Source organism: Prochlorococcus sp. ALOHA_ZT_50, from assembly GCF_022447305.1.
In the GTDB taxonomy this organism is placed as follows: Bacteria; Cyanobacteriota; Cyanobacteriia; order PCC-6307; family Cyanobiaceae; genus Prochlorococcus_A.
Map to the genome: position 1 here is coordinate 1 of NZ_JAKVCI010000014.1, position 21,702 is coordinate 21,702.

21 protein-coding genes are annotated in these 21,702 nt (G+C 31.0%); 11 read left to right on the forward strand and 10 right to left on the reverse strand.

What is annotated here, in order from left to right:
* Both MK115_RS04815 and MK115_RS04820 read left to right on the forward strand, forming a co-directional pair.
* Positions 1-1,363 (forward strand): sodium/glutamate symporter family protein (locus MK115_RS04815; RefSeq protein WP_287609809.1); only part of this gene is annotated, 1,363 nt, incomplete at its 5' end.
* 36 nt (positions 1,364-1,399) lie between these two features.
* Positions 1,400-1,657, forward strand: a complete 258-nt coding sequence (locus MK115_RS04820) for a hypothetical protein (RefSeq protein ID WP_011862645.1) — start codon at positions 1,400-1,402, stop codon at positions 1,655-1,657.
* On the opposite strand, the gene MK115_RS04825 is transcribed toward MK115_RS04820, so the two are convergent.
* Positions 1,654-2,313: a glutathione S-transferase gene (locus tag MK115_RS04825; protein ID WP_287609811.1), complete on the reverse strand. Its 660-nt coding sequence runs from the start codon at positions 2,311-2,313 to the stop codon at positions 1,654-1,656. The genes MK115_RS04820 and MK115_RS04825 overlap by 4 nt on opposite strands.
* A 74-nt stretch (positions 2,314-2,387) precedes the next feature.
* On the opposite strand from MK115_RS04825, the gene MK115_RS04830 reads away from it, so the two are divergent.
* Positions 2,388-2,930 (forward strand): GIY-YIG nuclease family protein, encoded by a 543-nt coding sequence (locus tag MK115_RS04830; protein ID WP_287609813.1) that lies wholly within the window; start codon positions 2,388-2,390, stop codon positions 2,928-2,930.
* Here MK115_RS04830 and MK115_RS04835 read toward each other — a convergent pair.
* Both MK115_RS04835 and crtL read right to left on the reverse strand, forming a co-directional pair.
* The gene (locus MK115_RS04835) at positions 2,927-3,634 is read right to left on the reverse strand and encodes an SDR family NAD(P)-dependent oxidoreductase (protein ID WP_025957651.1); all 708 of its coding nucleotides are present in this window, start codon (positions 3,632-3,634) and stop codon (positions 2,927-2,929) included. The two genes, MK115_RS04830 and MK115_RS04835, sit on opposite strands and share 4 nt — an antisense overlap.
* A 7-nt stretch (positions 3,635-3,641) precedes the next feature.
* Positions 3,642-4,925: a lycopene beta cyclase gene (gene crtL, locus MK115_RS04840; RefSeq protein WP_025925152.1), complete on the reverse strand. Its 1,284-nt coding sequence runs from the start codon at positions 4,923-4,925 to the stop codon at positions 3,642-3,644.
* 224 nt (positions 4,926-5,149) lie between these two features.
* On the opposite strand from crtL, the gene MK115_RS04845 reads away from it, so the two are divergent.
* The gene (locus MK115_RS04845; protein WP_287609818.1) at positions 5,150-6,151 is read left to right on the forward strand and encodes an SDR family NAD(P)-dependent oxidoreductase; all 1,002 of its coding nucleotides are present in this window, start codon (positions 5,150-5,152) and stop codon (positions 6,149-6,151) included.
* Here MK115_RS04845 and MK115_RS04850 read toward each other — a convergent pair.
* Together MK115_RS04850 and MK115_RS04855 are read right to left on the reverse strand one after the other, a co-directional pair.
* The gene (locus tag MK115_RS04850; protein WP_025906561.1) at positions 6,122-7,153 is read right to left on the reverse strand and encodes a mechanosensitive ion channel family protein; all 1,032 of its coding nucleotides are present in this window, start codon (positions 7,151-7,153) and stop codon (positions 6,122-6,124) included. The genes MK115_RS04845 and MK115_RS04850 overlap by 30 nt on opposite strands.
* A gap of 78 nt (positions 7,154-7,231) precedes the next feature.
* Positions 7,232-7,798, reverse strand: coding sequence for an isochorismatase family protein (locus tag MK115_RS04855; protein ID WP_502923586.1), 567 nt, complete (start codon positions 7,796-7,798; stop codon positions 7,232-7,234).
* A 119-nt stretch (positions 7,799-7,917) separates the two neighbouring features.
* Here MK115_RS04855 and MK115_RS04860 point away from each other — a divergent pair, with 119 nt between their 5' ends.
* Positions 7,918-8,370, forward strand: a complete 453-nt coding sequence (locus MK115_RS04860; protein WP_025938138.1) for a Fur family transcriptional regulator — start codon at positions 7,918-7,920, stop codon at positions 8,368-8,370.
* Between the two features lie 6 nt (positions 8,371-8,376).
* Here MK115_RS04860 and arsS read toward each other — a convergent pair whose 3' ends face one another.
* Both arsS and stpA read right to left on the reverse strand, forming a co-directional pair.
* A complete protein-coding gene (gene arsS / locus MK115_RS04865) occupies positions 8,377-9,309 on the reverse strand; it encodes an arsenosugar biosynthesis radical SAM (seleno)protein ArsS (protein WP_287609823.1) in 933 nt (310 codons plus the stop codon).
* 40 nt (positions 9,310-9,349) lie between these two features.
* The gene (stpA, locus tag MK115_RS04870) at positions 9,350-10,570 is read right to left on the reverse strand and encodes a glucosylglycerol 3-phosphatase (RefSeq protein ID WP_287609911.1); all 1,221 of its coding nucleotides are present in this window, start codon (positions 10,568-10,570) and stop codon (positions 9,350-9,352) included.
* A 160-nt stretch (positions 10,571-10,730) separates the two neighbouring features.
* Between stpA and MK115_RS04875 the strand changes: the two genes are divergently transcribed.
* The 4 genes from MK115_RS04875 (at position 10,731) to MK115_RS04890 (ending at position 15,296) form a co-directional block, all read left to right on the forward strand.
* On the forward strand, positions 10,731-12,239 hold the full coding sequence (locus MK115_RS04875) for a DUF8648 domain-containing protein (protein ID WP_287609825.1): 1,509 nt from the start codon (positions 10,731-10,733) through the stop codon (positions 12,237-12,239).
* A 92-nt stretch (positions 12,240-12,331) separates the two neighbouring features.
* Positions 12,332-12,991 carry a hypothetical protein gene (locus tag MK115_RS04880; RefSeq protein ID WP_287609827.1) on the forward strand — a complete coding sequence of 220 codons (660 nt, stop codon included), beginning with the start codon at positions 12,332-12,334 and terminating at the stop codon, positions 12,989-12,991.
* 72 nt (positions 12,992-13,063) lie between these two features.
* On the forward strand, positions 13,064-14,392 hold the full coding sequence (locus tag MK115_RS04885) for an O-acetylhomoserine aminocarboxypropyltransferase/cysteine synthase family protein (RefSeq protein WP_011376198.1): 1,329 nt from the start codon (positions 13,064-13,066) through the stop codon (positions 14,390-14,392).
* A gap of 13 nt (positions 14,393-14,405) precedes the next feature.
* Positions 14,406-15,296, forward strand: a complete 891-nt coding sequence (locus MK115_RS04890; RefSeq protein WP_287609830.1) for a homoserine O-succinyltransferase — start codon at positions 14,406-14,408, stop codon at positions 15,294-15,296.
* A gap of 5 nt (positions 15,297-15,301) precedes the next feature.
* On the opposite strand, the gene MK115_RS04895 is transcribed toward MK115_RS04890, so the two are convergent.
* Both MK115_RS04895 and MK115_RS04900 read right to left on the reverse strand, forming a co-directional pair.
* A complete protein-coding gene (locus MK115_RS04895; protein WP_287609832.1) occupies positions 15,302-16,867 on the reverse strand; it encodes a SulP family inorganic anion transporter in 1,566 nt (521 codons plus the stop codon).
* A gap of 30 nt (positions 16,868-16,897) precedes the next feature.
* A complete protein-coding gene (locus tag MK115_RS04900) occupies positions 16,898-18,178 on the reverse strand; it encodes an FAD-binding protein (protein ID WP_287609834.1) in 1,281 nt (426 codons plus the stop codon).
* On the opposite strand from MK115_RS04900, the gene MK115_RS04905 reads away from it, so the two are divergent.
* A complete protein-coding gene (locus MK115_RS04905; protein WP_287609836.1) occupies positions 18,145-19,350 on the forward strand; it encodes a sirohydrochlorin chelatase in 1,206 nt (401 codons plus the stop codon). The two genes, MK115_RS04900 and MK115_RS04905, sit on opposite strands and share 34 nt — an antisense overlap.
* 380 nt (positions 19,351-19,730) lie before the next feature.
* Positions 19,731-19,988 (forward strand): DUF2811 domain-containing protein, encoded by a 258-nt coding sequence (locus MK115_RS04910; RefSeq protein ID WP_025900388.1) that lies wholly within the window; start codon positions 19,731-19,733, stop codon positions 19,986-19,988.
* Here MK115_RS04910 and MK115_RS04915 read toward each other — a convergent pair.
* Complete coding sequence (locus MK115_RS04915) at positions 19,975-21,615, reverse strand: GMC oxidoreductase (RefSeq protein WP_287609839.1); 1,641 nt, start codon at positions 21,613-21,615, stop codon at positions 19,975-19,977. The two genes, MK115_RS04910 and MK115_RS04915, sit on opposite strands and share 14 nt — an antisense overlap.
* Positions 21,616-21,702 lie beyond the last annotated feature (87 nt).

A 21,702-nucleotide genomic window follows, 5' to 3' on the forward strand; every position in this document is an offset into this window, starting at 1 on the left:
TTCAATACAGAATAAAGATATTTTTTCAAATTCTCTATTGATAAGTTTTTTGGGATTATTAATTATATTTTTTTTGTTGATTTTTGGGAGAAAATTTAAACTAGCTGTTCAACTCGAGAGATTTGGATTGCCGATAGCAGTTATATCAGGAATTTTAGGTATATCTATAGGCCCATTTGGTGCGATACACTTTTTACCAAAAGAAACAATCAATGTTTGGAGTAATTTTCCTACTCCTCTTTTATCATTAGTCTTCGCAACTTTAATGATGGGAAGACCTATCCCGAATATAAATGGTTTAGTTAAACCAATTTTTAATCAATTTCTATTAGCTCTTTCACTAGGTTTCGGACAATTTTTTGTCGGTGGTCTTGTTGTTAAATATTTTCTGCCTCCATCTATGGATGCAAATCCTCTAATGGGTTGTTTAATAGAGGTAGGTTTTGAGGGTGGTCATGGAGCTGCATCAATAATCGGTGAAAGTTTTAATAAACTAGGTTTCCCAAATGGTTTAGATCTTGGTTTGGCTATGGCAACAATGGGTCTTTTATCCTCTTCAATATTGGGTAGCATATTTATCTTTCTTGGTAGAACTTTAGGTCTTTCAGATACTGAGGAAATTCTTGAACAAAAAGATACTCTAAAGGGAAAAAATAAGACAGGAATTTTTGCAGATTTAAGAATTTTTATAATAAATCTTGGATTCTCTGGTTTGGCAATTTCTTTTGGTGTTTTGCTACTTAAATTTTTAAGGTATATTTCAAGTTCTTTTGGTGATTTTTCGAAGGAAATTATTTTTTCACTACCAGTATTCCCTTTTATCCTTATAGGTTCGCTCCTTATTAGATATATTTTAGAGAAAACCAAAAATACAGAATTTATTTCAAATATTCTGCAAAGGGAGATTGGTATTTTATCCACAGACTTATTGATTTTTACAGCTATGGCGAGTTTAGATATTGCAGTTGTTTTTGATAATTGGATACTTATTTTAGTGTTTACTATTTTCGGTTTATTTTGGAATTTAATCTGCATTGCTTATTTCGCATACTTTATTTTTGATGATTATTGGTTTGAAAAAAGTTTGATAGAGTTTGGGAATTCTACAGGTGTAGTAGCTTCTGGGTTACTTCTTTTAAGGCTTGCAGATCCTAAAAATATTTCTAAGACTTTACCAATTTTTACGTCAAAACAGCTATTCGCTCAGTTAATTCTTTCTGGGGGACTATTCACAGTTCTTGCACCATTAATGATTTCTAAAATTGGGTTAGATTATTGGACAGAAATTTGTGCCCTAATTACATTCGCAATTCTTTTTATTGCATTGATTTTTAATAAAGTAGAGATGAAAAAGTTTCAATAAGAACCCTAGAATGGTAAAAGCCTAAATTTTATTTTAATGTCATTTACTCCCTACGATATTCCACCTCAAGAAAATAAAGGGAAGTGGTTTAGGAGTCATTTACTCGGAAGGGAAATCGAACTTGGTGAATTGTATAGTCTTGGATCAAATGATTTAGATTTGCTTATGGCGGAGACTGCAGAAATTAGAAGCGATCTTGATTTTAAGGAAAAAAATATAGGAAAATTTAGGACTGCAGGATATTTTTTGGAGTTAGCAAGAATAATTGAGAAAAGGAAGTTGTTGGAAAGTTAATTAGATGGGAAATAATTCTTTCTAGAATATGGTTCCCATAATTCGTATTTATACATTAAGGATTTAAATTCTCTATTTTTCTCAAATGAATCTAACCAGTTTTTTATTGAGGATTCAAAATAATTTGTTCTTTTTTGACTTTCACAAGCGATTCTAAATTGTCTTACAAAAGGCCAAATAGACCAATCAGCGATTGTGGGGCTATCTCCAAAAAAGTATTTGTTTTCTGCAAGAAGTTCGTTCCATCTCTTTATAAATTTAATCGCATTTGTGAAATGAAATTCTTCATCACTATCTTTATATCTTGTGGCATATTTAAATCGATCTAAATGATATTTGAATTCGTTATCGTTTTCATTAATTATTTCAAAAATATCTTCCTTTTTGTTCTCAGGAAAATAAATTAATTTGATGTTTTCCTTTTTCGACTCTGAGAGAGCCCACAGGATGATTTCAAGACTTTCTTCAATAACTTCACTATTTTTTTTTATAAGTATTGGAACCGTTTTCGTCTTTGAATTATTTAAAAAATCTAGAGGTTTATTTTTTAAATCAATTTCTCTTATCTCTACTTTTATTTCGCAAATTAACAGGGCCCATCTTGCACGAATTGCATATGGACATCTTCGAAATGAATATAAAATATCGTTTTTCATATTGTAAAAACTTTTAATTTCCCTAATTCTTTTAGTATTATCTAAGTAGGAACAGTATTAATTTTACAACGCAAATGTCGGGATATGTTTACCTTATTAGAGTAGGAGACCTTTATAGGATTGGGAAAACGGATAATCTTGAAAAGAAAATTAAAAAATTAAAGCCAGATGAATTATTAACATCAATTATGACTAAGGAGCCAGAAACTCTTGAAGCAAGATTACTAAGAAAATATAAGTCGCAAAGAATTCCTGAAACTGGTTATTTAAAGCTTTCTAAAAGACAAATTAGAGAATGTAAAAAGCAATTTGAATTAAAGGGTAGCTTACCTCACACTTTAGATGCTGAAGTTTCCATAACTCTATTTGCATCTTTTTTATTGTTTTCATTAAGTTCCTTTATTTTTAATTATTTAAATTTTGGATTTGTAAAATCTATATCTTATTCTTTCGGAATGGCATCTCTACCAATGGTTATATTATTTATTACAGGTAGTTTTGGCGGATACTTTTCTGAAGATTTATCTCTTTTTTCATTGTTAACTAATCGAATAAAAGGTTTATTTATTGCAATTGCAATGCTTTCAATGGCTTACTTAATTTTTAATTTAGGTTAAATTTCATAGTTACAATTTAAGGCGATTTCAAATGGAACTGATTGGGTAGGTAACTTAAGAATAGTTGAGCATATTTCAGCAATATCTTCAGGTTGTGTCATGCTTGATTTGTCTAAAGAAGAGATATTTTGGGCCATTTTTGTATTAACCCAGCTTGGGCAAATTGCAGAAATCCTTATATTTTTATCCCAACCTTTATTTTTCATAGTTTGGCATAATCCCATCAAAGCAAACTTTGAAGAAGAATAAGCGGCTAAATCACCTTTGGATCTTTTCCCACTCATTGAAACTAAAACAATAATTCTTCCTCTTCCAGAGGTACATAAATGATCCCAAGAAAGCCTACATAAATGCCAAATTGCCAAAAAATTGATATTTAATGTATTTAAAATATCTTCTTCATCACCATCTTTGTATAAGAAAGGAACTTTCGATAATACTCCAGAACAATTTATTACTGAATCAAATCCTCCAAATTCATCTACGGTATTCTTTATCCAATTTTCGGCTGTAATTTTTTTTAAAGCATCATAGTGGTTGATTATAATTTTCCCTTCTGGCCATTTTTTTGGATCAATAGCGCTTCCTTTTAATGATTCTAAATCTCTTATGCCAACACTAATTCTATTGCCTTCTTTTAATTCTTTATGTGCAATATTTAGTCCAATACCTCTACTGGCTCCACTTATTAATATGGTTCTCATTTTTTAACTATATGTTTGGAAATATTATCCTAAGTAACATTTTAAATTCTCTTCCATGCATAATCATAAGACCTTTCTTTACACTCCATGGAGCCTTTATAAACATTACGCACATAGCATATACAATCTCTTTTAAAGAAAGAGTATCAGTTAGAAACCCATACCATTGATTTTTAGGTAGTTGGAAAAAACTGCCAAAAAATTCTCTCAATAGTTTCTCATCAAACCTCATGAGTTTTTCTAATCCAAATTGGTAAAGTGATTTCTTCCTAATTAATTCTTTTGACCATAAAGTTTCCCAACCTTTTCTAGCAATATGATAGGTACTTAGATTTTTGTTTTTAATTGCTTCTGAGACTGCCTTCGCGACAAGTGGAGCTCTTCTTAAAACATTACCAATTAAATATCCAGATGCAGGATGTACCATTGAAGCAGCACCACCATATCCAAGTATTTGTTGTTTGAAATCTGGGATTGGCATATTCATAGGAAGAAATAAGCCAAGCTCTTCGTGCTGCATGCTTGTGATTGATATATTTCGATAAGAAAGCCTCTTCTCTAGTCTCTCTTTTAAATTTTCCATTGTTAGAGGATTTACTAAACCAAGAGATGTCTCTTCAAGAAAATATTTCCCATCCCCCATATCCATGGCATAAAGAAAAGTTGGCGGTTCTTTTTTTTGCTCATCGTTAAGATGGTCATTTCTATAGTCCATTAATACAAACTGCCCTTTCTTAAGTGGAGGTTTACTAAAATTACCTACTATCCCATAACAAGTTTGGACTGCTAAGGGACCACACGATTTTAATTTAAGAAAAACAGGATCATATCCTGTTGCATCTACTACTAATCTTGCAGAGTAAGTCTTGCCATCTTTTGTAGTTACTGTACTTTTGTATTTTTCAAAATGTATTTTGTTTGCAAAGCCTTGATGCCATTTAATAAAAGACTTATTGCATTCATTAAACCAATAATTGTGGAGTTTCTTCTTATCAAATAGTCCATAATCTAGTGAATGTTCCGTGGCTTTATTCTCGTCGTCCTGCTCTTCTAAAGCGCCATGCCCAAAAAAACTTACAGTATTCTTCCATCTATATTCAAGTAAATCCTGAAGCCCGAGTTGATCAACTTCTTTCCCCCAAATGCCATATGTGTTTGGCCAAGGTTCATCTGGTCCATTTGGAGAAAGCACTTCAACATCTAATTTTTCCTTCCCTAAAGCTGAGGCAATTGCCATACCTGCAGGCCCTGCACCCAAAACAAGAACATCTGGCATATTTTCTTTTGACATTAAATATAAATCTTATGATTAAAGAAATTTATGGAACAAATTATTACTTCTGAGCCTAGAATTATATTTTTCATCCAATACTTATAATGAGAGTAGATTAATAATAATCAAATTACTCAAATACTAGTGACTAAGTTTTCAGTGTTTTAACAATAATTTATAAGATTACAAAATAAAAAAAACTTTATTTATTTTTTTATCATAAAAAAAATATAGGAATTTAAATGATTAAAAATAAAAATATTTTAATTACTGGAGGTAATTCAGGAATAGGGTTTTTTGCCATTATTAATTTACTGAAGACGAAAAATATTTTATATGTTGTAATAAAAAACGAATTTAGAAAGAATGAATTTCTCAGAAAAATCGAGAAACATTTTGATAAAAATTACCTTAGTAAATTTTTAAATATTATTGAAAATTGTGATCTTTCAGATCTAGAGAATATTAAAAAAATTAAAGATTACTTTATTAGTAAAAAGATTTTTTTAGATGTTCTTGTTTTAAATGCAGGATTGCAATATACAGGCTCTTTTTACCCTAAAGTATCAAAACAAGGCATAGAACTAACTTTTGCAGTAAATCATCTTGCACATTTTTACTTGGTAAATGTCCTAAAAGATTTTATTAGAGATAAAGAAGAATCTAGAATCATTATTACATCATCAGATGTACACGACCCCAAAAGTTCAGGTGGCAATATAGGAAAGAAAGCGGGACTTAATAACCTAGTTAATTTAAGAAAAAAAGTAACTGGGCAATTTTTAAATTTTAATGCTGATGAAGCTTATAAAAATAGTAAGTTATGTAATATTTTGTTTGCTAAAGAACTTGAAAAAAAATTAAAAATTTCCTCTAGTAAAATTTCTGTAATTACTTGGGCTCCTGGTCTAGTAATACCAAATGATGATCTTGGTTTTTTTAGATACAGTAAGCGTTTTAATCTCTTTGGATATTTAATTTTTTCTAAAGCTGCAAAAAATATTTTAGGAATTTCTGAAAGTATAGAAAATGCTGGTAGGATACTTTCTGAAATTGTTTTTGATTCAAATTTAAATAATATTGGTTACGTTCATTTAAGTAATAAACTTATATCTTTTAAAAAACATAAATTAGTTGAAAGTAAGGTTAGTGATGAGGCAAATAATTCTGAGTTGGCTTCAAAACTCTGGATTTTAAGTGAAGAGATTTGTAGATCATTTGGCTTTGTTACTTTCAATATTTAAGGTTTGTGTTGGGAATGCAAACTCTATATTATTAACCGCAAATTCCTCAATAATTCTTAAATTTATAGATTGTTGAGCTTCCATTGCAGCGAGATAATTATTTGTTGGGATGTAATAAACAAGTTCGAAATTAAGACTGAAGTCGCCGAAATCTGTGAAATGACATCTATCAAAAGACGCATCTTTTGTCTCTTCAACTATTTTTTTAATTATTATTGGAATCAATTTCATAAGTTTTGGAGAGGTTTCATAAACAACTCCCAATTTATGCACTAACCTTCTTTTTTCCATTTGTGCGTAATTTGAAATTATTCCATTTGTTAGGGCGCTATTGCTCATTACTATTACTTCTCCATTAATACTTCTTATCCTTGATGATCGTACTCCCACTCTCTCAACCATTCCGAGGACTCCATCAGATTTTATAAACTCACCTTTTTGAAAAGGTTTATCAAGCAAAATTGTTATATATTCAAAAAACTCCTGAACTGGATCTTTCAAAGCTAATCCTGCTCCAATACCTCCTGCACTTAGTAAAGCCCAAATAGCAGTCATTTGAACACCTATATTTTGTAAGAAAAAAATTGAGCCAATAGTCCATGTTAATGCTTTTATCAATGGAGTTAGTGAAGATACCATTGAACTAATTGAGGAATCATTAATTTTCGAGGTCGATTCTGTTAAAGATCTTATTAAAACTTTGTTGAGAGCTTTTATGATGATTATTAATATAAATAATTTCAAAATATTCAATAAGACAGAGATGAAAGTTATTTCATCAGCAAAAAAATAGTCAATTGAAAAATAAAATGAGAGGAGGAAACCTATAGGTTTTATAATTCCAGAGATCACCTCAAAAATAAAATCATCGAAATTTGTTTTTGTTCTTTTGGAAATCTTTTTAAAAAATATTTTTGAAACTTTTGAAATTATTATCGACAATAAAGTTCCAATAAAAAAAATAGATATTGCCAGAAGGAAGTTTTCAGTAACTAATTTCATATTCAAATAAACCCTAAAAATTTATCTCTAATAAAATTTTAAATTATCTCTAAACAACAAACCAGTCTTTATTTTTCTTTAACTCATTATTATATTTCTAATTTCTTTAAATTCTTTTCTATCCGCAGTTTTGCATAATTCAAAAATTATTGATTCAGTTGTTGTTAAGATCGCCCCACTCTGAGTCATTCTTTGTAATGCTATTTCATGATCTACCCTATTTCGACTTCCCATGGAATCTGATATGAGAATAACTTCAAATCCTTTTTGTAAACAATCTAAGACTGTTTGTTGAATACAAATATGCGTTTCGATCCCACAAACTATCAAATTAGTAATTTTCTTATCTTTAAGTTCTTTCAAAAAATCTTCTAATTTAGCTAGGCTGAATTCCATTTTTTCAAATTTTCTAAATTCTGCTATGGGTGATAATTCAGGTATCGTTACTCCCAATTTGAGTGGGTTCTGTTCAGATATAAATATGTTTTCTTCTAAAATTTGGTAAGCATTTATTAGCTTTTTAATGTTTTTGATTATTGAATCCTTATTAAAAATTGGTCTTATTATTTTTTCCTGAATATCAATAATTATCAAGGCGTTTACTTTCGATGATAATTTATCAGAAGAGATTTCTTGATCATTCATCATTTATATATAAAGATACATTTAACATAATATTTTGAAGAACTTTAGTAAACATTTTAAATCAATAAGTTGTTTTACTCTCATCTAGAGTTATTATTGAGAATAGCCATGGGTTAATTTTGTCATTATCCTCTCAATACAAAGTCATCACATCTCCTCTTGGTGATGGATTACATAAAGATGGGAAGAGATTAACTCCTCAGAGGCTAAAGGTTCTTAATTTATTTGAAAATATTGGCTCTGGAAAGCATCTTAGTGCTGAAGAGGTTCATGAAAAGTTAGTTAAAACAAGCTCCAAAGTTTCACTAGCAACAATTTATAGAACTTTAAGACTTTTAGTACAAATGGGTTTGCTTCATGAATTAGAACTCAGTGAGGGTGGACACAGATATGAATTGCTTAGTAACGACACACCGGACCATCATCATTTGATTTGTATTAGGTGTGGAAGAACAGAAGAATTCGAAAATGAAGAAGTTTTAGAAGCAGGCAAAGTTGCAGCAAAAGTTAATGGTTTTAAACTAATTGAATCCTCTTTAAATGTAAGAGCTATTTGTCCTAATTGCATTTAGCAGGTTTTAACTTAAAGTCCCTCCACAACTTGACCCTGCACCTGCAGTGCAAGCAAAACAATGTTCTTTTACAGCTACCCCGTAGTCAAAAGTAAATGATTCATCCAATAGATCAAAAAGTGTCTTTGGTCCTTTATTCTCTCGGAAATTTATCTGTTGGTTAAAGTCACAATCATAAATTTCTCCTAGCCAATTTACGCTAATTGTCTTTTTACACATAAGATTTTCTAAATTTTTTTCATTAAAATTTTCTTTTAGTAATTTGTAATAAGTATTTAGTTTCCCTTCTCTTCTAAGAGATTCTTCATATCTATTTATTGGCATATTAGTTATTGTGTATAAATTATTAAAAACGATATTGTATTTTTCGAATAGTATTTTTTTATAATCCTTCTCCAATATTTCCTGAGAAGGAGGAAGAATTGGGCTTACAGGATTGTAAACAAGGTTTAATTGTAATCCATTTTCTTTCTTTCCATAGCCTAAATCATTAAGAATTTTTATGGCATTAATACTTTTTTCAAAAACGCCAAAACCCCTTTGAAAATCAACATTATTTTTTTCATAACACGGTAGCGAAGCAGTAACTATCACTTTATTTTTTGCAAGAAATTGAGGAAGATCTTCATAACCTTCTTCAAAAAAAATTGTCAAATTGCACCTATCAATAATATCAACTTGTTTTGTGCTCAAACTGGTTATTAGGTTTTTAAATTCTGGGTGAAGTTCTGGCGCACCACCTGTAATATCTAAAGTCTTGATTTTGTATTTTTCAATTATCTTTGGAATAAGAGATATCATTTCATTGGACATCTTTTCAGTCCTTAGGGGACTCGAATTGACATGACAATGCTTACAAGCCTGATTGCATTTATAACCTATGTTAATTTGCAATGTTTCTATAGGTTCTTTATATATTGAGGGGAATTTTTCTTTCATGAATCTATTATTTATAAATTGTCATTCGAAAATAAAAAAGTCAACTATTTTTTTTAAAGTTTGATCTCTTATTAGCAAGTTCAATAAACCAACTTATGTATTCTTTGGGACCATTTTTAAAAACTATGTCAAATTTTAAATTGTCATGAACATCACTGATCCCTATTAAACCAGTTTTTTTTGTAGAGGGTCTTTCAACTTCACCAGAACTACTATCTACAAAAATTATTTTATTCTTAATCCCAAATTCATTACCTAATATTTGTATTAATTCTAGAAAAGACCTGTCACTTCCTCCTCTTGAATAACTTTTTTCATCATTATTTTTTTTTGATGTGACTGTGTCACCAACTCCTACAATCAAAGGCATATCTTCTTTTTGAATAGTTCTTTTGCATAAATCAATTTTTTCCGTAACAGAATTTGGAGAGTTTCTAAAATTAAAATTTCTTCCAAAAGGAGCTTTACCAGTTTTATCCGCAATAAATTTATTTAAAAGAAATAAAACTCCAGAATCTTTAACTGCTCCTTTAATAAGTAATTGTATGTCTGTTGATCCGATATCATCTTGAGAAGAAAGTTTAATTGTTTCTCTACCATTTTTATTACCTAAATTTGGTGAAATATGAAGGAAAAATGAGTTTTTGAGGCCTTCGGATTCAGCTTTTAAAATGATTTCATTCATCATTTTTTCAAAACTAATTTGAATAAGCTTTCTTTTATCAGAATCTTCATGAACTAAATCAAATAGACTATTGAAATTAATCGTTGGCGAGAAGCGTGTTTCACATATTGATTTTACTGCGTGAAAATTGATATCTTCTTGGCTAAGTTCAGGAAAAATATTCTTAACTATAAAATTAAATTTTGGTCTTATTAAACTAGGTACTTTAGATAAAAAATTTAGTTCTTTTTCTGAGACTCCTTCAAAACTTATTTCACCATTACTGTCTTGATACTCTACTCCACAGGCAGCTAAACCTCTTAAATATAGTTCTTTGTTTTTAGGCTCAGTAGTGCTCCTTAAACTCCTCTCTATTATTCTGTTAACTCCTCTTGGACCTTCATGTTCCCCGCAAGTTAATACAAAGAATTCCTCGGCAAATTCTTTTACTGCATAGATATATTTTGATTCTAATTCTCTAGTCATTGGATCTTTAACTAAAGGGATACAAACTCCGTCAATGTCTTGAATAAATAAGATATTTTTAGAAGAAATTAATTGTTTTTGTTCATTTAAATTACTTGCCATATATTCCATATTTATAATTATTTTTCTTTTAATTTCCACTTTCTCAGAAATTATAAATTAAAAAACTCAATATTTTCAATAAATAATTTGCTATGGTCAAAAATTGCTTTAATGTAGAAAAATGTTGGTATGGGTAAGAAATTAAAAAAATTATCAAGAGTTTCCAAAAATGAAGAATAATTTCGTAGAAAACATCAAAGATGAAAAATATTTTTATTCATTGATTGAAGATATAGAGAATAGCAAAGTTGGATTTTACAGTGTTGGTTTATATCCTGCATCACTAGCATACAACTGTGCTATGCATGGAAAATCAAATAATATTCTCTTGGCTCCTAGGGAAGATAGAGATTTGTTAGGTGCTTTCTCAAATGATGTTATTTCTGATATGGATAATGAGATTATTGAAAAGATTAAGAGAATGGGAAATTATTCTTCAGAGGGAAAAATAAAGTCTTTTGATCTAAAAGATCTTCTCTTGAAATGTGAGATAGTTATTCTTGCTTCAAATAGTAATCACATACAAGATGATGTTAAAAATGCTTTAGAACTCAGAAAAAATTTAAAAAGAGAAAATGTGGTTCTTGGCTGTCTAGTCGGTTCTTTTTGTATTGATAATAAAAATAAAAACCCTTTTATTCTTTGTAATAAATATCCAAATTTAGCTTTTTTTACAGGATTTCATCGTCACGGAGCTTTACGAAATCCTAATGATAGTTTTACTGCAAATTTCTGCCATCCTGATGCGCTAACAGCATTAATAGGAGCACGCATTTTGAATCAATTATCACCGAAAATTCAAGTTTCTCCTGGAGTTCACAATATTGAATGTCAATATATAAAATCAATAAAAAATATCTCATCAATATTTGCAGGTTTTGTAAATAACTTTCATTCCGATAAGCCAGGAATGCTGCCTACCATTAATACGATTTTGTTAACTCAATGTTTAGATCAGGCCGCATCAGTATCAATAAAAGTTAGAAAAGAAAATAAATTAGAGAATAAATATCTTTCATTAAAAGAACTTGGTTATGGTGAAGAAATAATTAGTGCAAAGGAAATAATTAATGATAAATTTTGTGAAAAAGGAGATTATACTTTTTCTCAATTAAATGCTGTTAAGGCTGATGTCTTAGGGAGTATGACTCTACCAACTGAAGGAAAACCAACACGGAATTTTCAAGCAGGACAAGTTTTATCAGATATGCTTTTGCAACTCAACAGATGTCCAAAAGATGTCTCAGAATTTGTAAATTGGTGTAATAAATACTCTCTCAGTCAAGGAGGTTTAGAAGGTCTAAAATCTTTAAAATTTTGGCCAGACATTTATAAAGAATTCAAAATCAAAAATAATAATTGTTCAATGATTAATCTGATTTATTTATGCTTTAATGCTAATTCAGAAGAAAAAAAAGAAATTTATAAGGTTTTAATTAGTTCAGAAGAAATCACTAATTTTTGCCAAGAATCTGTGAAATCTGAATTATCTTTCGAACTAAATGAAAAATTAAAAGGAGATTATCTTTTTGATGATATTGAAAACTTTTATAAGAAATTATTTATTGACAAAGAGCAAAACGCCCTTAAAACAAATAAATATAGTAATCAAATTTCTAAAAAAAATCCTAGTTATATCAATGTATTGAAAATTATTAATAAATATTTTAATAATTGATTATTTTTCTAATTTGCTAGAAAGCAAAGTTCTTAATTTATTTACTAATCTTGATTGCAGGGTTAGAATTATTATGGTTTAAAAGGTTTTTTTTGAAAAAGGAATTAACTCATCGTTCTCATGAACTTAAAGCTCTTGGTTGGAATCAAGAAGACTTAACAAGATACGAAGATTTATGGGACTACAGTCAAAGATGGGGATTAATAAATTTAGAAAGAGAAGACAGACAGTTTTTAAAGAAGGCAGAAAAGTTACTCCCAAAGATCCAAAATAAAAAGATATCCGTTAAAAAAACTATTGAAGAAAAATCTTATTATCTATGGTTAAATTTTTACCTCGATGAAATTAATATTTTTAGTAATTCTAATCTTCCAAAAAATAAATATGGTGTTTGGACACTCTTAATTGAAGAGGAAATAAAACTTCTTAAGGAATTACAACCAGTTATGGGTCTTCCAGATACTTTAAAAGCTAAGAATCTATTCGAAAATAGAAAAGAGCTTATAAATAAAGCTTTTAGCGAATTTGATGCTAAGAACAATGATAAGTGTTTCAATTTTGATGAGGTTCTTAACAACTCTGAAAAAGATGTAGGTAAGAATTGGAAATCAATTACTGAAAAAGATCCTGAGGCTAATAAAACTTTTCCAATAATTGATTCTGCAAATATTGAGAAACTCAGATCTGCGATAAAAGAGGATTTGAGTTCATATATGAAAGATAATTACCCCTCATTAAAAAAGGATTTATAAATATTTATCTTTTTTTTGTTTTTTTTTGGGACTTTTTTAAGTTAAATAGATAATAGGATTATTTAAAAAATTTTGAGCAACCAAAAGTTCGAGACGCTTCAGTTACATGCAGGCCAAGTGCCTGATCCAACTACAAATTCTAGAGCAGTACCCATTTATCAAACTAGTTCCTATGTCTTTGATAATGCCGAGCATGGAGCGAATCTTTTTGGATTAAAAGAATTTGGAAATATTTATACTCGACTTATGAACCCCACCACAGATGTCTTCGAAAAAAGGATGGCAGCTTTGGAGGGAGGTATGGCAGCACTTGCAACATCCTCAGGTCAAGCTGCTCAATTCTTGGCAATCGTGAACTGCATGACAGCAGGGGATAATTTTGTCTCTACATCTTTTCTATATGGTGGGACCTACAATCAATTTAAAGTACAATTTCCAAGATTAGGAATAGAAGTTAAATTTGCAGATGGCGATAGTATCGATAGTTTTAGAAATAAAATTGATGATAAAACCAAAGCAATATATGTCGAATCAATGGGAAATCCTCGATTCAACATCCCAGATTTTGAGGGACTCTCTGCTTTGGCGAAGGAAAATGGAATTCCTTTAATAGTGGATAATACCCTTGGTGCTGGTGGTGCTTTAATAAGACCAATTGATTTTGGAGCCGATGTTGTTGTGGAAAGTGCAACAAAATGGATCGGTGGACATGGAACAAGTATCGGAGGGGTTATTGTTGATGCCGGAACCTTTGATTGGGGAAATGGTAAATTCCCACTAATGAGTGAGCCAAGCGCTGCTTATCATGGGCTCGTTCATTGGGACGCTTTTGGTTTCGGTAGTGATATCTGCAAATCTTTGGGAGTACCTGATAATAGAAATATAGCTTTTGCGTTAAGAGCAAGACTTGAATGCCTCAGAGACTGGGGATCAGCTCAAAGTCCTTTTAATTCTTTCTTGCTATTGCAGGGTTTGGAAACTCTAAGTTTAAGAATAGAAAGACAAACTTCTAATGCTCTTGAATTAGCAAAATGGTTAGATTCTAATTCTAATGTAAGTAGTGTTAATTATCCTGGCCTAGAATCTGATCCATATTACTCAAGTGCCAAAAAATATACTACTGGAAGGGGAATGGGTTGCATGCTTATGTTCTCTCTTAATGGGGGTTATGAAAATGCAGTAAAATTTATTGATTCCTTAAAATTAGCGAGCCACCTTGCTAACGTGGGGGATTCAAAAACATTAGTAATTCATCCGGCTTCAACAACTCATCAGCAATTATCTGAAGAAGAACAATTATCTGCAGGTGTTACTCCCACGATGGTAAGAGTTTCTGTAGGAATTGAGCATATTGATGATATAAAAGCAGATTTCGAACAAGCACTTTCACAAATCACATAGGAAAGGAGATTTATTGGCTTTAATAATTCCTAGTAACTATCACAAGATTAGTGATGTTGAGAAAAATCATATATCTTGGATCGAACCAGAATTGGCAAAAAGACAGGATATACGTCCTCTTAGGATTGGTATTTTAAATATCATGCCTCTTGGCAAGCAGTATGAATTTAACTTACTACATCCACTTGGTTTATCTCCTCTTCAAATTGAGCCAGTTTGGATAAAGCTTAAAACTCACTCTTATAAAACATGGGATCTTAATCATCTAAATAATCTATACATAACTTGGGAAGAAGCAAATAATCCAGAACCGTTAGATGGAATCATTATTACTGGAGCACCTATTGAGCACCTAGCCTTTGAGGAGGTTAAGTATTGGGATGAATTTGTGAAAATTGTAAATGAAGCCAGAAATTCTTGTGCGAGTACTCTTGGATTATGTTGGGCTGGCTTTGCGCTGGCTTATTTGGCAGGGGTCGATAAGAAAGTTTTTGATAGGAAATTATTTGGGGTATTCCCTTTAAAAAGTCTTGTTCCTGGACACCCTTTGATGGGTACACAAGATGATGAATTTATTTGTCCTCAAAGTAGATTTGCTGGATTACCAGATTTGGAAATGGAGAAGGCCCAAAAAGAAGGGAAATTGAATTTGTTGGCTTATGGAGAAAACGTTGGATATACAATATTTGAATCTAATGATCAAAAACAACTTATGCATTTAGGTCATCCTGAATATACGGTGCATAGAATTATTAGTGAAATTGAAAGAGACAAAGAAAAGGGAGATGTTCCTCCTCCTGAAAATTTTGATCTAAATAGTTCAAAAACCGCTTGGAGATCTCATAGGAATTTGCTTTTTCAGCAATGGCTTTGGTTTTGTTATCAACAAGTTAGTCTTAATTAACTTTTTTAATGAGCGCTTTCCATACCACCTAGTCTTTCAAATAAGTTAAGACTTTCTTTATTTAATCCTACAATTTCAACTTTAGAACCACCATTCTGGAATTTTCTAATAATTTGCTCAAGAGCAACAACGCCACTTTGATCCCAAATATGAGCTAAAGACATGTCAATTACAATATTTTCTGGATGTTCATGAATATCAAATCCTTGTAAAAAATAAATTTTACTTACAAAAAATAATTGTCCTTTTACTTTGTAGGTAGTCAAATTATTTTCTTTAGCTCTTGAGACAGTTATAACTTTTGCGACTTTTCTGCTGAAAAGAATTGCAGCTAATGCAACTCCTGCAATAACTCCAAGTGCAAGATTATGAGGTTTTGTAAGCATAGTAACTGCAAAAGTCATAAGCATGACTGCAGTATCGCTTTTAGGTATCTTTCTAATATTTTTTAATCCATTTATATCTGCTGTACTTATTGCGATCGTTATCATGATTGCTACTAAAGCAGCCATTGGTATTGCTCCAATCCAAGACTTCAAGAGGATAATCATAATTAGTAGAGATATACCTGAGGAGAGGGTTGATAATCTAGATTTACCACCATTCTCAGTATTCATAACAGATTGCCCAACTAAGGCACATCCTGCCATTCCACCAAATAAGGATGCCACAATATTTGCGATTCCCTGTCCTCTTGCTTCTTTATTTTTATTAGAACTTGTATCAGTTACATCGTCTAAAATGTCTTGAGTTAAAAAGGTTTCCATTAAACCCACGAGAGATATTGCAAGTGAAGTCGGTAAAATTATTCCTAATGTTTCAAGACTAAAAGGTACTTTCCCATTTTCTATTGATCCAAAAGGAAGAGAAATACTTGGTAATCCATCAGGTAATTTACCCAAATCGCTAACTGTTGGGACATCTAGATTAAAGAATATGCTTATAAGAGTAATTACTACTATTGCGATAAGTTGAGATGGGACTACTTTTGTGATTTTTGGAAGCCCATAGATAATTACTAATCCTAGGATTACAAGAATCCAAACTACTGGAATCTGAGAGTTAACTGGATATTGACTTATAGTTTGTTCAACTAATTCTTTTGATTCTTTAATACCAATTCCTAACTGAGGTAGTTGTGCTTGAAATATTAAAAGTGCCAGTGCATTTACAAATCCACTTAATACTCCTGTTGGCACGAATCGCATTTGGTAGGCAAGTCTTAAATATCCCCAAAGAATTTGGAAAATTCCAGTTAATATTCCAGCTGCAATAAGATATGGGACTCCTAATCCAGGAGCTTGTGATTCTCCATAAGCAACAAGTCCAGTCATCAAAAGAGCTGTTGAACCTGTAGCTGAAGTGATCATCCCCCTTCTTCCTCCAACAATCGCAATTGTTATAGATAAGCAAAATGCACCAAAAAGGCCAACTTTAGGATCTACACCAGCTATACCTGAAAAAGCAATTGCTTCTGGGATCATTGCAAAAGCAACAACTAAGCCAGAGAGAATATTTGACTTTGGATCATCTAACCAATTTTTAGATAAATATCTTGAGAAATTTGACATTTTAAGTTTCTTTATAATTAAGAAGTTACCTCATAAAGGAGGCAAAATACCTTGTGGGTCAAAAATATTCTTTAAAGTTTTTAATTCATTCATTCTATCTCCAAAGGCTAATGTAATTTCTTCATCATGAGAATTCAAATGATTATGCAATTGGGCTAAGTGAATATTTGGATAAAACTTTTTTAGCTTGCTCCACGATTTATAAATCCATTCCAAAGCGACTTCTTTTTCTTGAAGATCATTTTTTTTCCATGATGCATATATCCATGGTTTCCAAGTACTTTTTCTATGAACAAAAAAGCTTGAGCCATGATTTAACTTTTTAGTTTTGCAACCTAATTGTTGAGAAGCAATATAACAGGAATTATTAGGTTTATTATCCATTATTTCATCCAAACATTTTATGAAAATTGGGATATCATTTTTTAAATCTTCTCCAAGAAGACTAATTACCTCAGAATGGTTATTTGCATTCAGCTCATATAAATTCAATTCCTTTGGGAAGAAATTTATTTTGTTAAAGTTCTCATAAAATTGTTTTTCTAGAGTAGGGAATTTGTCTAGAAGCATTAGGCATTCTTCTGTTCTTTTATCCTCTAAATTATTTTTGAGTTCAGCAAAAATATATATATAAATTTTTTGGGCATAAATCCATTGAAGACTAATATTTTCTGGAAATTCCTCTGATAGTTTTATTATTTCTGAAAGTTCATTTAGATTTACAAATCCTTCAATAACCTTAATTGGATTAGATTGGATAGTCTTAAGTTCTATTTCGGTAATAATTGAAAAGAAGGGTGCTGCGCCTTTAATTGCTTCCCAAATCAATTGTTCTTCTGGATTTATTTGATTTTTTTTTAAAGAGATAAATGTGCCATTACCCAAGAAACCTTTTATTGATTCAATATTATCAATGGCTAATCCGTAGGCTCTACTGAGCGGGCTTACTCCACCAGTAAGTATATAGCCTGCTCCAGGAAGTTTAGAAAGTCCGATTGGAAAACTTCGATTATATTTTTGTAAATGATTTAATAGATCCCCCATTATTACACCACCTCCAATTGTTACTAAATTGGTTTTTCTATCTAGATGAATTTTGCTGTGATTTTTTCTTAGATCAAGAGTTGTAAAACCATTTTTTGCACAGCTAGAAGTTGTACCTCCACTACACACGCAAAGGTGCTCGAATTTTTCGTAAGAATAGTTATCCTCATTAAATAAGGATTCATCCACGTCATAAATTAATTTCTTTAATTTTGCATCCTTTGAGTTGATATTTGGAACTTCAAGCAAGTTATTATTATTTTTCACTACATGATATTGTTCTTTACTATTATGGTATAAGTAATAATTTGAATTTGGATAATTTAGATTTGAAGTTAAATAATCAAGTCGCGATACTTATCTGTGGACATGGGAGTAGAAATAAACTAGCCATTACTGAATTTCAAGAATTAACTAATTTCATCCAAAAAAGATATCCAAACTTTTTAGTTGAATATGGTTTCTTGGAATTTGCTAAACCTTCGATTGTTGATGCTTTAGACAAGTTAAAAGATCTTTCTATAAAAAAAGTAATTGCAATACCTGCAATGCTTTTCGCTGCTGGCCATGTAAAAAATGATATACCTAGCCTGCTTATGAATTATTCAAGTAAAACAGGAATTGAAATAATTTATGGAAGAGAATTAGGTATTAATAATTTAATGATTAGTGCAGCTTGTGAAAGAGTAAAAGATGTATTTAAACAAAATAATAATCTCAAACCTGAAGAATCATTATTAGTTGTTGTGGGTAGAGGCTCTTCTGACCCAGATGCGAATTCCAATGTTTCAAAAATTACGAGAATGATCGTAGAGGGTATTGGTTTAGGGTGGGGGGAAACAGTTTTTTCTGGAGTAACTTTCCCTCTTGTTGAACCTGGCTTGAAAAATGTTGTGAGACTTGGTTATAAAAATATAATTATTTTCCCTTATTTCCTTTTCTCAGGTGTCCTTGTCACAAGAATAAAAAGGCAAAGTGATTTAGTTGCGATTAATAATCCAAATATTTCATTTATACATGCAAAATATCTTTCGTCACAGTCTTATGTGGTCGACACTTTTGTAGAAAGGATTGAAGAGATTCTTAATAACGAAGGTAATAATTTTATGAATTGCTCAACTTGTAAATATAGATCAAATTTATTTGGCTTTGAAAAAGAAGTTGGAATGGTACAAGAAAGTCATCATGACCATGTAGAGGGCTTGGGTATCAGCTGTGATTTATGTGATCCTGAATGTAATGGTGCTTGTGAAATACAAAATCAAATCCCAACTCATAATCAAGAAAAATCAGACACAGGAGGAGGTGATTACTTAGAACATGAACATGTAGAGGCTCATCAACATGAACATAATCACCATCACCATCACCATAGTATTTATCCAAATTCAAAACACCCTTTAGGACCTGTCACGCTTCGCTTGCCTAATAAAGACTAAATCTTAAGAAAATCCGTTGAAATCAATGAATCACCTGTCTCTTTCTCGACTTAGTCTTAATAGACTCAGTATATATAAGTATTCTTAATATAAAATCTTGAAAGTATTTTGAGCTAGATTTTCCACAATTTACAGGTTGTTTTCCACGTCCAAATCCACATTGGATTAGAAATGCCAGTATTTTTCAAAAAAAACAGGACTTCAACATTATTGTTGACTTTTCTTTAATATCTAATCAATTTACTTATTTAAAAAGTAAATTTCTTAAAAACATACTTATAACATGAGTCTCATTTGATAATTTGAAAAGTTTTCTAGCAGATATTTTTTGATTTTTTTAGAAAAAAATACCATCATAGTTATGAAAAAAATATAAATTTATGGATCAAATCAGCCAATCAAATTTAACTGATAAGAAACTTGTCGAGTGCTCTTCAAATAAAGTCTCTTTAGAAACAGAGCTTTCAGAAACTCTTTATAACACTATGAAAGATTTCGTATTAAGTAACCCAACTTGGGATCAATATAAGCTTATAAATTCAGCATTAGCTACTTTTCTCGTTCAAAACGGATGTACAGATAATTCTGTCTCAGAAATTTATTTAAATCAATTATTTACACCTTCTAAGTCTTTTTAATATTTAAACAGGCTCTTCTACTCAAGGCCATCATTGTAAGTGTAGGGCTTTGCCAAGATGATGTGGGCCAGCATGCTCCATCTAGTACAAGTACATTCTTGCATCTCCATAATCTATTAAATTTATCAACTACGCTATTTTCTTCATTTATCCCCATTGGTGCTCCCCCTACCTCATGAATATAATATCCAGGAGGAGGAGGACTATCTGAAAGTGCTATCAAATTTTTTGTAAATAAACTCCCTAATGGAATATTCATTAGTTCATCAATATTTTTTATTTTCCCATTTGCAGCTTTGACTGATTTTTGTATTGTTTTTTCCATATGTTTTGCCATATTTAACTCATTCTCGCTCCATTCGAATTCAATGTAGGGAATTGGGATACCCCATTCATCTGTTTTTTTTGAGAGAGAAACTGAGTTTTTCTCTCTAGGAAGGACCTCGCCATGAGCGATAAGAAAGCCAATGGATTTGTTTTTGTCTTTTTGCAAAAATTTAGGTATTCCTAATCTATCAATTGCCCCCCAGATTCCATAACCTCTATGGAAATTTATGTCGTCAATTTCTGGTAAATTTGAACCAAATGGAATAAAGAAGCTGCCTGCTCCAGAAAGATCGGGAGGATTATCTAGTGATTTATCTGAGTTTTTTGCTTTTGGGACTGAAAAAAATCTACAGATAGATATGTGATCCATTAGGTATTTACCTAATTTCCCAGAATTATCTTTAAACCCTGAGGAATTTGATTTGTATTCTGAGTTCAGTAGTATTCTCAGTGTTGAAATTGTTGATGCGCAAAGAAGAATCAAATCACAATCCAATACTTCTTTGTGTCCATTTTCTAGGTTTACAATCGTTAGTTTTGAGGCAAGCTCTGTTATCTTGTTAATCTCAAAAGACTCCACTAGGTAATTAGAGATTATTTGTACATTTCCAGTATCTAAAGCTTTTTTTAAAGAGCTTCCTACGCTAGAGGACTTGGGCCAATTTTTTTCTTTTACAGATGAATTACGGTCAAATCCTCTTGATTGGATAAATGGATAGTTTAATTTTGATTTAACTTTGCTGCCAAAAACATTTTCGTTTTCTGTAAGAGGAATTTCACCAATATATTTACCGTTTGGGACCTCCTTGATATCATCTTTTCGTCCATAAATTCCGCAGAAATTTTCAATAAAATCGTAGTGCGGGGAAATTTCTTCGTATGAAATAGGCCAGTTTGGCCCGAATCCGTCTTTTTTAGCCGGATGAAAGTCTTCTGAGGAAAGTCTTAATGTTATGCCTCCCCAAGTTAATGATCTCCCCCCATATTGTTTACCTTGTGTCCAAAGAAATGGCTTTTTTTTGGGGAAGTCATAAGGATGCTTCAATTCATTTGAATATAAGTCAGGATTATTTTTCCAATAACCAGGATGTTGGCATTGATTGGCATGTTTTTTTGTTAAAACTCCTGATAATCTTTTTAATGTACTTTTTGGCTCATGATTACTAGCTTCATGCCTTTTAACTTGAGGCCCTGCTTCTATTACTAAAACTTTGATCCCTTGTTCTGCCAATGTAAGTGCTGCTATTCCTCCTGTAGCTCCAGAACCAACAACAATTGCATCATAAGGACTTATATCCAAAACCTATTTCGTGATTTGCTATTTCAATAAATATAGCATTCAGTAAATAATTAATTTTTAGATTTCAGCTTAAGAAGTTAGAATTTA